At 67.1% G+C, this 13,852-nt stretch carries 12 protein-coding genes; 5 read left to right on the forward strand and 7 right to left on the reverse strand.

The features are described from left to right. Positions 1-55: 55 nt before the first annotated feature. The 5 genes from Q0319_RS10835 to Q0319_RS10855 all read right to left on the reverse strand — a co-directional run bounded on the left by Q0319_RS10835 (position 56) and on the right by Q0319_RS10855 (position 6,359). Positions 56-964 (reverse strand): alpha/beta hydrolase, encoded by a 909-nt coding sequence (locus Q0319_RS10835; RefSeq protein WP_299452421.1) that lies wholly within the window; start codon positions 962-964, stop codon positions 56-58. Between the two features lie 80 nt (positions 965-1,044). Continuing rightward, positions 1,045-3,447 carry a DNA internalization-related competence protein ComEC/Rec2 gene (locus Q0319_RS10840; RefSeq protein WP_299452423.1) on the reverse strand — a complete coding sequence of 801 codons (2,403 nt, stop codon included), beginning with the start codon at positions 3,445-3,447 and terminating at the stop codon, positions 1,045-1,047. Between the two features lie 99 nt (positions 3,448-3,546). Then, on the reverse strand, positions 3,547-4,356 hold the full coding sequence (locus Q0319_RS10845; protein WP_299452425.1) for a TatD family hydrolase: 810 nt from the start codon (positions 4,354-4,356) through the stop codon (positions 3,547-3,549). Between the two features lie 58 nt (positions 4,357-4,414). Then, the gene (locus Q0319_RS10850; RefSeq protein ID WP_296468444.1) at positions 4,415-5,098 is read right to left on the reverse strand and encodes an ABC transporter ATP-binding protein; all 684 of its coding nucleotides are present in this window, start codon (positions 5,096-5,098) and stop codon (positions 4,415-4,417) included. Beyond that, positions 5,091-6,359 (reverse strand): lipoprotein-releasing ABC transporter permease subunit, encoded by a 1,269-nt coding sequence (locus Q0319_RS10855; protein WP_296468446.1) that lies wholly within the window; start codon positions 6,357-6,359, stop codon positions 5,091-5,093. The genes Q0319_RS10850 and Q0319_RS10855 overlap by 8 nt, the downstream gene beginning before the upstream one ends. Before the next feature lie 107 nt (positions 6,360-6,466). Here Q0319_RS10855 and Q0319_RS10860 point away from each other — a divergent pair, with 107 nt between their 5' ends. From Q0319_RS10860 to lysS, 5 genes are all read left to right on the forward strand, one after another. Next, positions 6,467-7,531, forward strand: a complete 1,065-nt coding sequence (locus tag Q0319_RS10860; RefSeq protein ID WP_299452428.1) for a hypothetical protein — start codon at positions 6,467-6,469, stop codon at positions 7,529-7,531. After that, the gene (gene recJ, locus Q0319_RS10865) at positions 7,510-9,222 is read left to right on the forward strand and encodes a single-stranded-DNA-specific exonuclease RecJ (protein WP_296468449.1); all 1,713 of its coding nucleotides are present in this window, start codon (positions 7,510-7,512) and stop codon (positions 9,220-9,222) included. The genes Q0319_RS10860 and recJ overlap by 22 nt, the downstream gene beginning before the upstream one ends. Positions 9,223-9,298: 76 nt before the next feature. Beyond that, positions 9,299-10,403, forward strand: a protein-coding gene (prfB, locus tag Q0319_RS10870) for a peptide chain release factor 2 (protein ID WP_299452430.1) whose coding sequence is annotated in 2 segments (ribosomal slippage) — positions 9,299-9,379 and positions 9,381-10,403 — 1,104 coding nt in all. Because the reading frame shifts where the segments join, the coding sequence is not laid out codon by codon here. 18 nt (positions 10,404-10,421) lie between these two features. Next, on the forward strand, positions 10,422-11,168 hold the full coding sequence (locus Q0319_RS10875) for an SDR family oxidoreductase (RefSeq protein WP_299452431.1): 747 nt from the start codon (positions 10,422-10,424) through the stop codon (positions 11,166-11,168). 13 nt (positions 11,169-11,181) lie between these two features. After that, positions 11,182-12,711: a lysine--tRNA ligase gene (gene lysS / locus Q0319_RS10880; RefSeq protein ID WP_296470285.1), complete on the forward strand. Its 1,530-nt coding sequence runs from the start codon at positions 11,182-11,184 to the stop codon at positions 12,709-12,711. A gap of 53 nt (positions 12,712-12,764) precedes the next feature. Here the strand turns inward: lysS and Q0319_RS10885 are convergent, their stop codons facing one another. Both Q0319_RS10885 and Q0319_RS10890 read right to left on the reverse strand, forming a co-directional pair. Further along, positions 12,765-13,244, reverse strand: coding sequence for a VOC family protein (locus Q0319_RS10885; protein ID WP_299452432.1), 480 nt, complete (start codon positions 13,242-13,244; stop codon positions 12,765-12,767). 21 nt (positions 13,245-13,265) lie between these two features. Beyond that, entirely contained in the window at positions 13,266-13,712 is a 447-nt protein-coding gene (locus tag Q0319_RS10890) for an SRPBCC family protein (protein WP_299452433.1), read from the reverse strand. Positions 13,713-13,852 lie beyond the last annotated feature (140 nt).

Here is a 13,852-nt window from a genome sequence, read left to right on the forward strand (position 1 = left end):
AGCGACTCAGGGGCGGCTCAATGCCGCTCCTGAGCGCCGTAGGAATCTCCGGCCTTCAGGCCGGGGAGGATGTCAAGAGAAAACGTTCCGCAATCTCGACCTGTGCGTCGGTCATGAACGTCGGCGCATGGCCCACGCCCGGGATCTCGACGCGCCGCGCATGGGAATTGCGTTCCAACATTTGCTGGACCGTGTCGCCGGAAAGCAGGTCGGACTGTTCGCCCCGGACGATGAGAATCGGACATTCGATATTGGCGTAGGCCTGCCATAGCGCCGCTTCGGCCGTGATCGCCGCCGCGGGATCCATGGCCGCAAACGCTTCGGCAATGGCGGGATCGTAGTGCATCACCCAGCGGCCGCCCGGCCCGTCGGGCTGGCGGACCACGTGGCGCGTCAGGGCGTCCCACTGTTCGTCGGTATGATCGCCGAATGAGGCGGACACCGTCCGAACGTATGCCTTGGCCTCGTCGAAGCTGGCGAACGCCGGTGCCTTGCCCACGTATTGACCGATGCGCGCTAACGCCTGGGGCTCGAGGTGGGGGCCGACGTCGTTGAGCACGAGTTTGTCGATGGGCGAAGCGTGGAGCCCGGCCAAGGCCATGCCTATCAGCCCGCCCATCGAGGTGCCGAACCAGTGCAGGGTTTCCGCTTGCACGCGGGCCAGCAGCGGCATCATGTCGGCCACGTATTGCGGGATCGTGTAATACGCGGAATTGCTCAGCCAGTCCGACTGCCCCCGGCCGACCACGTCGGGGCATACGACGCGGTAACGATCGGCCATGCGCCGCGCAAGTACGTCGAAATCTCGCCCGTTGCGCGTCAGCCCATGCGCGCAGACCAGGACCCGATCATTCTCGGGATCGCCCCATTCCCAATACGCCATGCGATGCAGCCCAGCCGGACTCAGACAGGTGACGTACTTCAGGCGTGGCTCGCCCGCATCGGGCACATTGCCTCGTTTCATGGAACAGGACCCTCGGGGAAAAACCGAAAGCGGGATTGTAACGAGAGATGTCTCCGGGCCGCGGCGCGCAGCCGCGCACTTCAAGGGGGCCTCGCATGCCAATACCGTGCCCGGCGCTCCCGCTCTCGCATCGCACGCAGCCCCGAGGCCGCAGAGACGAATACGACCGCGCCGTGGACGTCGGTACGGTGAAACACCGCTCCCGACGACTCCCAGCGCCGTATCGCCAGCGGATGCGGATGCCGGTAGCGGTTCAGGTACCCCGCCTGCGCCACCACGTGCGCTGCGCCGGCCGCGGCGACCAGTGCACGGCTCGATGAGTTCCGCGACCCGTGGTGCGGCGCCGAGACCACGTCGGCGGCAAGATCTGCGCGGCCCGCCAGCACGGCCTCTTGGGCCGCGGCGATATCGCCCGTCAGTAGCGCCGTATGGTGCGCGCCGCGCACCCGCAGGACGCAACTGTGCGCATTGCGTTCGCGCGCGGGGACGCGGTCGGGCAAGGCCTGCGGATGAAGGAAAGAAAACTCCACGCCGTCCAGCGTCCATTGCTGCCCGGCCGCGCAGCGCGAAAACTCTGCCCCCTTGCGCGCCGCCGGGGCGAGCTCGTACGACGCATGCAGCCGCGTCACCGGAAGCACGTCCTGGATCGAAGCCAGGCCACCAGCATGGTCGTCGTCCGCATGCGACACGATGAGGTGGTCCAACTTGCGCACGCCGCGGGCACGCAGGTACGGGACGATGACCCGCGACCCGGCATCGGCCGAATCACCATAGCGGGGGCCGGTATCGAAGAGTAGCGTCGCGCCATGGGTTTCAATCACGATGGCGCTTCCCTGCCCGACATCGAGCAGGGTAAGGCGCCAGCCACCGACCTCCGGCCGCGCCGGCCGGTAAAGCAGCATGGGCAGGAGCAGCGCCAAAGCCAGCCCGCGCCCTGGCAGCCCGCGCGGCTGGAGGGTCCACAGGGCCCCGGCAATCGCCAGCGCGGCGAGCGGCCACGGCGGCGCCGCCACCGCATGCGTGGCGAAGGACGCCTCACCCAGCCACTGCACCGCCTCCATCAACCATGCGAACGCAAAGTGAGCCACCTCAGCCAACAGCGTTCCGGCGCCTTCGAGCCCGGGCACCATGCACAGAGCCAGCGCCCCGAGCGCAAGCGGCGTCACCACGGCGCTGACGACGGGAATGGCGAGGGCATTGGCCAGCGGCGATACCAGCGATATCTGGTGGAATAACAGGGCAAGCGCAGGAAGCATCCCTATCGTGAGCACCGCCTGCGCCCGGGCGCCTTCGCGCACGACCTCCGGTAGCCGCTTACGCCATGCGGGCCGCGCCGCCCCTTCGCGCCGACGCCGCCAGCGCCCACTGCCCGCCACCACCAGCAAGGCCACCGCGCCGAAGGACAACCAAAACCCAGGGGCGAGCGGCGCCCACGGATCGAGCGCACATACGAGCGCCGCGGCGACGGACAACACGCGGGATCCGGATAGCGGCAAACGCAAGACGGCGGCGATCGCCACCGTCGCCAGCATGAAGAAGGTCCGCCGGGCCGGTACGCCCCATCCCGCCAGCAGACAATAGAACCAGGCGACAAGCAGCGCGGCCGCGGCGGCCGTCACCTGCGCGGGCATGCGCTCGGCCAGCCGCACCCCGCGCCAGCGGCAGGACTTCCAGGTCTGCAATACCAGCCCACCGGCCAGCGCGGCGAGCATGGTCACGTGCAATCCGCTGATCGAGACGAGATGCGTGATGCCGGTGCGGCCGAAGGTGTCCCAATCGTGCCGGTCCACCCCCGCCTGGTCGCCGATGGCAAGCGCGACCAGCACCGGACCATAGCGCAGGCTGCCCAGCGCACCCCGCAACGCCTCCCGGCTCGCATGCCGCATGCGCTGTACGAGCACCCCAAAATCCGCGGCGGGGCTATCTTCCAGTAAGCGCGGCTGCCCGCGCAGGGTTCCCGTGGCGCGGAAGCCATGCTCGAACAAGTACGCTTCATAGTCGAAACCGTGAGGATTGAGGTTGCCGTGAGGTTGCTTGAGCACGGCCGCTGCCCGCCAGACCTGCCCGGGCACGACTTGGGCCGGCGCGCCATGCCAGGCTAATTGCACGCGCTCGGGCACGCCGGGGGGCGCCCGCAATACTCGCGCATCGAAGCGCTGCCCGCGGGCCGTGCCGGTCGCCAGGCCGGTTACCAGGAAGTCCAGCCTCAGCGGCACGTTTTCGAGTTCGGGCGCAAGGCAATCCTGCAGGCGAAGGTCAATGCGAACCAGCGCCAGGGCCGCCCCGGCAACCCATCCCGCCACCGCCAAGGCGAGCAAGCAGTGCCCGGCGCGCCGGGCACCCCGCGCCCATCGCAGCCAGCCGGCACAAGCCGCGCATGACGCGACGCCGCCGACCGCCGCGGCCCACGCGGGCGGCACCGAAGGCAAGACGTGCGTACTCGCGGTGCCCGCCACGAACGCCACCAACGCGATGCGGAACATGCCCCCTCCCTGGCCCAAGGCAGCAATGGTAGGCGGGCGAAGGTGGAGGAACAGCTCGCGCTAGGACCTTAGCGACCTAGGCGACCTGGCACGGTCGGCTCAACCGGCCCCGAGCAGCGCCCCCAGGCGCGGCAGCACGCGGCAGGCGTTGGCGGTGGTCGCCGCGGCGATGGCGTCGACGGACACGCCCCGCAGCCCGGCCAGCACCTGCGCCATGCGAGGCAGTTCGGCGGGGGCGTTGCGCCTATCGTCGCGGGGCAGCCATGCCGGCGGGATGTCCGGCGCGTCGGTTTCGAGCACCAAGGCGGACAATTCCATCTCGCCGGCGAGGCGCCGGATGTTGCGCGATCGTTCGTACGTCATTTCGCCCCCCATGCCCAGGGCGAAACCACGCTGCACGAACAAGTCGGCCTGCTGGCGGCTGCCGTTGAACGCGTGGGCGATGCCGCCTGGCACGTCGATGCGGCGCAGATACTTCAGCAACACATCCTGCGAACGGCGCACGTGCAGCAACACCGGCAAACCGAACTCGGCGGCAAGCTTGAGCTGCACTTGATAGAAATGCTCCTGCCGCTCCCGCTCGAGGCCGCTGGCGATCTCCGCCACGAAGAAATCCAATCCGATTTCGCCGACGGCGACAAAGCGCGGATCATCGAACGCGCGCATCACGGCCTCGCGCAAGCGGTCGAGGTCGCCCTCCTGCGCATGCCGCACATACATGGGGTGTATCCCCAGCGCATAGGCGCCGTCGATTTCGTGTGCAAGTTCGCGCACCGCCTCGAAGTTCTCCCGTGCAACGGCCGGAATGACGATGGCCCGCACGCCCGCCTCCCGGGCCTGGCGTGCGACCTCCCGGCGATCCGCATCGAACTCCGCGGCATCGAGATGGCAATGGGTGTCGATCAGCATAAGCGCACTTTACCGCCCAAACCGAACGCACCGGTATCCCCGGCGCATGGACGGCCAGTCAGCCGGCCAACACGCCGTCAGCCATGCGTAACTGGCGGTCTGCCAAGGCAGCGAGCTCGGCGTCGTGGGTGACGATGACGAACGCCATGTCGAGCTGCTCGTTCAAGCGCTTGAGCAAGCCGAAGACTTCGCGCGCGGTGTGGCGATCGAGATTGCCCGTGGGTTCATCGGCGAGCACGCATAGCGGGCGCGTCACCAAAGCGCGCGCCAGTGCAACGCGCTGGCGCTCGCCGCCCGAAAGTTGCCCGGGATGATGCGAGGCGCGGGCGGCCAAACCCACCTGCTCGAGCATTTCCGCCGCCGCCTTGCGCGCCTGGGCACGGTCCATCCGGCGCACGACGAGAGGCATGGCGACGTTGTCCAAGGCCGAAAACTCGGGCAGCAGGTGGTGGAACTGATAGACGAACCCCAGGCTGCGGTTGCGCGCCAGGCTGCGCTGTTTTTCGTTGAACCCGGCCACGGCCTGCCCGTCGAGCAAGACTTCGCCCGACGTAGGGTGGTCGAGCAATCCCAGGACGTGCAGCAGCGTGCTCTTGCCGGACCCCGACGCGCCCACCAAGGCCACCATTTCCCCCTGGCGAACTGTCAGGTCCACGCCACGCAGCACGGTCACCTGGGCCTCGCCCTCGACGTAGGTCTTGGAGATTCCCCGCCCTTCCAGCACCACGCGTGGCTCAGTCATGGCGCAGCACCTCCGCCGGTTGCAGGCGCGAAGCGCGCCAGCTGGGATACAGCGTGGCCAGGAACGACAACACCAGCGACGTCACCCCGATGGAAAGGATGTCAGACAAACGGGGATCGGAGGGCAGCTCGGTAATGAGATAAATGTCGCGCGGCAGGAATTCGATGTCGAGCGCCCGCTCGATGGCGGGCACGATGAAATCGATGTTGTACGCCACCAGGGCGCCGCCCGCCACGCCGAGCAGCGTGCCGATGACCCCGATCAGCGCGCCTTGCACTACGAAAATGCGCGCGATCTCGCCGGGCGTCGTTCCCAGGGTGCGCAAGATCGCGATATCGGCCTGTTTGTCATTCACCGCCATGACCAGCGAAGACAGCAGATTAAAGGCCGCCACCGCGATGATCAGCGTCAGGATGAGGAACATCATGCGTTTTTCCGTCTGCACCGCGGCAAACCAGGTGCGGTTGTTGCGCGACCAGTCGGCGGCCGCGAGGTTCGGCGGCAGCGTCTTCCCCAGCTCGCGCGCAACCTGCGGCGCCTTTTGCATGTCGGCGATGCGCAGCCGCACCCCGCCGATGCCACTGTCGCGGAACAGCCGCGCGGCATCGTCCACGTTCAGGAACACGAGGCTGGAGTCGTATTCGTAATGGCCGGCCTCGAACATGCCAACCACCGTGAACTGGCGCATGCGAGGCGTAAAGCCGGCGGGCGTCACGGACCCTTGGGGCGCCAGCATGAGGATGGGGTCGCCCAGGCCTACGCCCAGGGATTGCGCCAGCGCGCGGCCCAACACCGCGCCGTAGGCGCCAGACTGCAAAGCGTCGAGCGAGCCTGCCACCATCTGCCGTGCCGCGTCCGAGACCTCGCGCTCGGAGTGTGGGTCGATGCCGCGCACTTGCACGCCACGCAGCATCTGGTCGCGGGCGATCATCGCCTGCGCCGCCACATAGGGGGCACCTGCCAGGACTTCGTCGTTCTTCTTGGCGAGCGCGGTGAGCTCTTGCCAGTTGGCCAACGCCGCGCCGCGTTCCCCGCTCACCGGAAAGATTTCGATGTGGGGCAGCACTGACAGCATGCGGTCCCGCACTTCTTTCTGGAAGCCGTTCATGACGGAAAGCACGATGATCAGCGCGGCCACGCCCAAGCCTATGCCGGCCATCGAACTGGCGGCAATGAAGGAAATGAAGCGATCTCGACGCCGCCCGCGGCCGGCGCGCGTATAGCGCCAGCCTATCCAGAGTTCGTAGGGTATTTTGAGCACGCGCGTATTATGGCAGATGGCGGGGCCCGCCATGCGTTGCGCGCCAGCCCCTACAATACCGGCCGTCATCCCGCCCGCAAGGGCGCCTTCCAACCCTTGGCCGAGCCGTGACTGCAAAAACCGCTACGCTGACCCTGCTGCTCCCCGGCTTGCTGACCGAAGCTCGCATCGCGCCAGAACTGGCACCGCAGCTGGCCGGATCGGCGCCCACCCTCAGTGCCTGGCTATCGGCCGCGCGACCGTCCGAAGAAGAATTCGACCCTTTCGAGCACGGCTGCACCGCGCTCGAATACTGGTGGCTGTGGCGGGCCGGCCACGAGCCTCGCGATGGCAAGTTCGGCGCCGGGCTCGCCGCGCTGCTGGCCGAAGATGCCCCGGCGGACGAACCCGTCTGGCTTGCCGAGCTCGCTTACGTCCAGGTTGGCCGCGACGGGCCCGTCCTGACCGACCCGGCGCACCTCGACACGACGCCGGAAGAAGGCCGGGCGCTGCTGGCGGCCGCCCAGCCCGCACTCGAGGCCCACGGTGCCCGCGCCGCCATGCTCGACGAACGACGTTGGCGGCTTGAGCTGCCGGCGGGCGGCGCCCAGCACAGCGGCACGCCGGACGCCGTCGCCGGCTCGCCCCTCGACGCCTGGTGGCCGAGGACGATCGAGACCCGACCCTGGCGCAAGCTCGCCAATGAAATCCAGATGGCCTGGCATGAGTCGCCGGTGAACCAAGCCCGCGAGGCCCGCGGACTGCCGCCAGTCAACACGTTGTGGCTGCACGGCGGCTCCCGGCCATGGCAGCCCACTTGGCCGGACGGACGTCCCGACCTACTAATGGGGGGCCAGGCGTGGGTGCGCGCCCTGGCGCAACGCGCCGGACTGCCTTGGCGCCGCGCGGAAGCGCCACAGCCCGGGGCGCTGGCCGAGCTGTCCGATTTCGCCGCGCCCGAGCGCAACGACGACTGGCGCGCCTGGCTCGATGCCGCCGCGCGCCTGGAGCGGGACTGGTTCGACCCCACGGCGCGCATGCTCCGCAGCGGGGCCCTGCAGCGCCTGACGCTGGTGCTGCCCGGCCGCACCCGGCTGGTAACGCTGGACCTGGACCGGCGGCCGGCGCTGCTGCGTTGGCTGCCGTCACATCGACACGATTGGAAAAGCTGGTGGCTGCCCCGAGAATCCTGACCCGCCGGCCCGACCTGGACGCCTTGCGGCGGCTGGAACGGGCTGGCATCCATCCCCTGTTGGCCCGGCTCTGGGCATCCCGCGGCGTAAGCGCGCCGACGGAAACCGCGCCGGACTGGTCCGCCATGCTCGCCCCGACCTTGCTGACGCATGCCGGGCGGGCGGCGGCGCTGCTGGCCGACGCCATCGCCGCGCGCAAACGGTTGCTGATCGTGGCTGACTACGATTGCGACGGCGCCACGGCCTGCGCCGTGGGCTTGCGCGGGCTGCGCGCCATGGGAGCCCGGGTCGACTTTCTCGTTCCCAACCGGTTCGAGACCGGCTACGGCCTGTCGCCCGCCGTCGTCGAGCTAGCTTGCTCCCACCCTGCCGGCAAGCCCGACATCCTGATTACGGTGGATAACGGCATAGCCAGCATCGACGGCGTGGCTGCCGCGCGCAGCGTGGGCATCGAGGTGATCATCACCGACCACCACCTCCCCGGCCAAGCCCTGCCCGAGGCCCTGGCCATCGTCAACCCCAACCAGCCCGGCTGCGGCTTTCCGTCCAAACACTTGGCGGGCGTGGGCGTCATCTTCTATTTGCTGCTTGCCCTGCGCGCCGAGCTCAGGCAACGTGGTGCGTTCGGGCCCGAGAACGGCCCGCGCCTCGATGCGCTCACGGATCTCGTCGCGCTCGGCACCGTGGCCGATGTGGTCCGTCTCGACGCCAACAACCGCCTCCTGGTGGCCCAAGGGCTCAAGCGCATACGGGCGGGTCGGATGCAGCCTGGCGTGCGTGCCCTATTCGCGGTCGCGGGGCGCAACCCTCGCGAAGCGAGCACCTTCGACCTTGGCTTTGCGCTGGGTCCGCGCATCAACGCTGCCGGGCGCCTGGCGGACATGAGCCTAGGCATACGCTGCCTGACTACCGACGACGAAGAGGAAGCCCTCAAGCTGGCGCGCGAGCTCGATGCCATGAACCGCGAGCGGCGCGAGATCGAGGCCGGCATGCGCGAGCAGGCCTTGGCATCCCTCGACGTGGTTCCCGCAGCTTCGCAGGCCAGCTTGTGTGTATTCGACCCCTCGTGGCACCAAGGCGTCGTCGGCTTGGTAGCGTCCCGGCTGAAGGACCGCTTCTGGTGCCCCACCCTCGCTTTTGCGCCCGCAGGCAACGGCGAGCTACGCGGCTCGGGCCGGTCGGTGCCCGACGTGCATTTGCGCGACGCGCTGGACTTGGTCTCGAAACGTTACCCCTCCCTCATCCGCAAATTCGGCGGCCACGCCATGGCCGCCGGGCTCACCCTGCATGAAGGGGACTTCCCCGCTTTCGTGCCGGCGTTCGATGCCGCCGTGCGCGAGCTGACCGGCCGGACACGGTTCGAACCGGAACTCGAAACCGACGGTTCCCTCGAAACCGAGTACGCCAATGCGGAGGTCGCCGCCCTGCTGGAACAGCAGGTATGGGGGGCGGGCTTTCCCGCACCGGTCTTCGTGGACTCGTTCATCGTGCGCAACCAGCGCTTGGTAGGCGAGAAACATCTCAAGCTGGCGCTGGAGCGCGGTCACCAGCGCTTCGACGCCATTTGGTTCGGTCACGCAGACGCCCTGCCTCCGGCGGTGGACCTGGCCTACCGCCTCACCCTGAACTCCTGGAACGGCATGGTCTCCGTGCAGCTGGTGGTCGAGCACGCGGTTGGCGCCGCTGCCTGACCGTCGTGCGGAGCCGCGCCGCGCGGCATTACTAGGCTAAAATTTCGGGTTACGCGAAAAATCACCGGGATTCAGCATGGAAGCAGAACGCCTCAACCAACTCGAAGCGCAACTCAAGGATCTTTCCGAGAGGACGCAGGCCTTACGGAGGTATCTTTGACTACGACGCCAAAGATCAACGCCTGCAAGTCGTCAACGCGGAACTAGAAAGCCCCGACGTCTGGAACGACCCCAAGCATGCCCAGGAGCTCGGGCGCGAGAAAAAGGCACTCGAGGGCGTCGTCCTGACCATCAACGAAATCGAGTCGAGCCTGCGCGATGCGTCGGAACTGTTCGAGATGGCCGCCGCCGACAATGACGACGCCACGCTCGAATCCATCATCGCCGATGCCCAACGCATCGAAGAGCAGGTGAACGGCCTGGAGTTCCGCCGCATGTTCTCCAATCCGGCCGACCCGCTCAACTGCTTCCTGGACATCCAGGCCGGCGCGGGCGGGACCGAGGCGCAGGATTGGGCCTCCATGCTGCTTCGCCAATACCTCAAGTACGCGGAACGCAAAGGCTTCAAGGCCGAAGTGCTGGAAGAGTCCGAAGGCGAAGTGGCCGGCATCAAGTCCGCCACCATCAAGATCGAGGGCGAGTACGCGTTCGGCTACCTGCGCACCGAAACCGGCGTGCACCGCTTGGTGCGCAAGAGCCCGTTCGATTCCTCCGGTGGCCGCCACACTTCCTTCGCGAGCGTATTCGTTTACCCCGAGGTGGACGATTCGTTCGAGGTCGAGGTCAACCCGGCCGACCTGCGCATCGACACCTTCCGCGCGTCGGGAGCCGGTGGCCAGCACATCAACAAGACGGACTCGGCGGTGCGGATCACCCACATCCCGACCGGAATCGTCGTGCAATGCCAGAACGACCGCTCGCAGCATCGCAACCGCGCCGAAGCGATGCAGATGCTCAAGTCCAAGCTGTTCGAGCTGGAAATGCGCAAGCGCATGGCCGAGCAGCAACAGCTCGAGGACTCCAAGACGGACGTGGGCTGGGGCCACCAAATCCGCTCCTACGTGCTGGACCAGAGCCGTATCAAAGACTTGCGCACCAACGTTGAAATCTCCAACACCCAGAAGGTGCTGGACGGCGATCTTGACGCTTTCATCGAGGCGAGTCTGAAACAAGGCGTCTAGCGACGCCCGGGGATCCACATGAGCGACGCCATCGTGATACTAAGCGGTGCCTCGCGCGGCCTTGGGGCCGCGCTGGCGATGGCAGCGTGCCGGCCCGGCACGCTGCTGGTCACGCTGTCCCGCAGCGAACCCCTGCTCGTGGCCGATCACGCGCGCGAGCACGGGTGCGTCCACGTACACCATGCGGTCGACCTCTCGGACCCGGCGCAGGCGCAAGCCGTCGCCCAGGACATCTTCGCCGGGCTGCCGCGCGACGCCCGCCGCTACCGGCTCATCAACAACGCTGCCACCGTAGAGCCCATTGCCCAGGCCACTGCGCTGGACGCGGCTGTCGTGGCCCACGCGCTCCACTTGAACGTGGCGGCCGCCATGCTGCTTACCGGCGCGTTCCTGGCCGCCGTGCCCGCGAGCGCCGACCGCCGCGTGCTGAACATTTCTTCCGGCGCAGGCCGGCGGCCCATGCCAGGCTGGAGCGTCTATTGCGCCACCAAGGCCGCGCTGGACATGTACACGCGCACCGTCAAACTCGAGCAGCAGGCCTCGGGGCTACGCATCGCCTCGCTCGCGCCCGGCGTGATCGATACCCCCATGCAAGAGCGCATACGCGCCACCCTGCCCGACGCATTTCCCGCCGTCGAGGACTTCAAGGCCTTGCACAGCACCGGCCGGCTTGCTGCGCCCGCCACGACGGCCGCCCGCATCCTCCACTACCTGGAACGCGACGATTTCGGCGAAAACGAAATCGACGACATTCGACACTACTGATTCCCTAGCCATCATGACCGACAACCGGCCCAACGCCAACGAACCCGCGCAAGACGACAACCAGATCATTGCCGAACGACGCACCAAGCTCGCCCGCCTGCGCGAAGCGGGGCCGGCTTTTCCCAATGATTTCGTTCCCGCCGACCGCGCCGCCAAGCTCCACGAGCTCTACGACGCGCAGGACAAGGAGGCCCTCGACGCAGCCGACGTCCAGGCCAGCGTGGCCGGCCGCATGATGCTCAAGCGCGTCATGGGCAAGGCGAGCTTCGCCACGCTGCAGGACGCCACTGGCCGCATCCAGATCTACCTGAGCAAGGAATTGGTCGGCGAAGCCGTGTACAACGCCTTCAAGCACTGGGATATCGGGGACATCCTCGGGGTGCGCGGCAAGGTCTTCAAGACCAACAAAGGCGAGTTGTCGGTCCAGGCCACGGAAGTGCGCCTGTTGACGAAGTCGCTGCGCCCGCTGCCGGACAAGTTCCACGGCATCGCCGACCAGGAGCTGCGCTACCGGCAGCGCTACGTCGATCTCATCATGACCGAATCGACGCGCAACACGTTCGTCGCGCGCAGCCGCACCCTGGCCTCGATACGCCGCCACATGACCGAGGCCGGCTTCCTGGAAGTGGAAACGCCCATGCTGCACGTCATCCCGGGCGGCGCGGCAGCCAAGCCGTTCACGACCCATCACAATGCGCTGGACATGCCCATGTACCTGCGCATCGCCCCCGAGCTCTATCTCAAGCGCCTGATCGTGGGCGGTTTCGAACGCGTGTTCGAGCTGAACCGGAACTTCCGCAACGAAGGCGTCAGCCCGCGGCACAACCCGGAATTCACGATGATGGAGTTCTACGCAGCGTATGCCGACTACCGCTGGCTGATGGACTTCACCGAAAACCTGATCCGGCAGGCTGCCATCGATGCCACGGGCAGTGCCAAGCTCACCTACCAGGGACGGGAAGTGGACCTGTCGCGGCCGTTCGACCGGCTGACCATCGTCGAAGCCATCCACAAATATGCCGACCCCGGCTACACCGACGAGCAGTTGAACGACGAGACCTTCCTGCGCTCGGAACTCAAGCGGCTGGGCGCGGACGTGAACGGTCCGCAGCTGGCCCGGGCGGGCCTGGGCGCGCTCCAACTGGCGTTGTTCGAGGAAACCGCCGAAGCCAAACTGTGGCAGCCGACGTACATCATCGATTATCCGGTGGAGGTCTCGCCGCTCGCCCGCGCCTCCGACACGCGTCCAGGCATTACCGAGCGTTTCGAACTATTCATCGTTGGGCGCGAGATCGCCAACGGCTTCTCGGAGCTGAACGACCCGGAAGACCAGGCCGAACGCTTCCGCAAGCAGGTCGAGGCCAAGGACGCCGGCGACGAGGAAGCGATGTACTACGATGCCGACTACATCCGGGCCCTGGAATACGGCATGCCGCCGACCGCAGGCTGCGGAATAGGCATAGACCGGCTGGTGATGCTGCTGACCGACAGCCCCAGCATCCGCGACGTCATTCTTTTCCCCCACCTGCGGCGGGAAGACTAATCTCGCCAGCGCGAGCGGCCCCGCCTACCACCGCGGGGCGGGCAGCCGCGCCCTTAGCCGCTGCGCGCGGCCTCGATCGCCGCAACGTCGATCTTTTTCATCTGCAGCATCGCTTCAAAGACGCGCTTGGCCGCTGCACGATCCGCCCCCAACAGGGTCTGCGTCAGGACGCGCGGTGCAATCTGCCAGCGCACGCCCCATTTGTCCGCGCACCAGCTGCATTCGATTTCACGGCCGCCGTTGCCCACGATGGCGTCCCAGAGGCGGTCGGTTTCCTCCTGGTCCTCGGTCGAGACATGAAAGGAAAATGCCTCGGTCTGCGGAACACCTGGACCGCCGTTCAAGCCCATGCACGGAATGCCCAGCACGGTGAACGATACTGTCAGGATGTCTCCGGCCTTGCCGGCCGGGTAGTCGCCGGGCGCGTACATCACTTCGCCCACTTCGCTGCCAGGAAAAGTGCGGGCATAAAACCGCGCCGCCTCCAGGGCTTCCCGCTCATACCAGATGCAAACGGTGTTCTTGCTGAGCATGACGTTCTCCCTTGCGACGCGTCAGTCGGGGATATCGGGTTCGACCAGCTTGGCCAATTGGGCGAGCGATTCCTGCCAGCCGAGGTAACACATCTCCACCGGGATGGCCTCGGGGATGCCGGCTTGCACGACGTCCAGGTCGGTGCCGCAGGTCACCTGCCGCAGCGACACGGTGACCTCCATCTGCCCCGGCAGCCCGGGGTCATCGAAGCGATCGGTGTAGCGGATCCGCTCGAACGGCGCCAGCTCGAGATACTCGCCGCCAAACGCATGGCGGCTGCCGGTAGCGAAATTGCGGAACGACATTTTGAATGTCCCCCCGGCTTTCGCATCCAGGTGATGGACCTCGCACGTGAATCCGTGGGGCGCCACCCATTTCGCCAGGGCATCGGGCTCGATGAATGCCCGGTAGACACGCTCGGGCGTGGCGCGCAACACGCGGTGGAGACGGACGGTCCCGCTAGCCATGATGAATCTCCTTATCGTCAGGGTTGTATCCCTACGACGATCCGGAGACTGTGAAATCGACACCGGGAGAGCTAGGGAAAACCCGAGGCCACGATGAACCCTGATCGCCTCCCGGGATATCCCGCCCGCATCCTCCCTCG

The organism is uncultured Pigmentiphaga sp. (assembly GCF_937950555.1).
Classification (GTDB): domain Bacteria; phylum Pseudomonadota; class Gammaproteobacteria; order Burkholderiales; family Burkholderiaceae_B; genus Pigmentiphaga.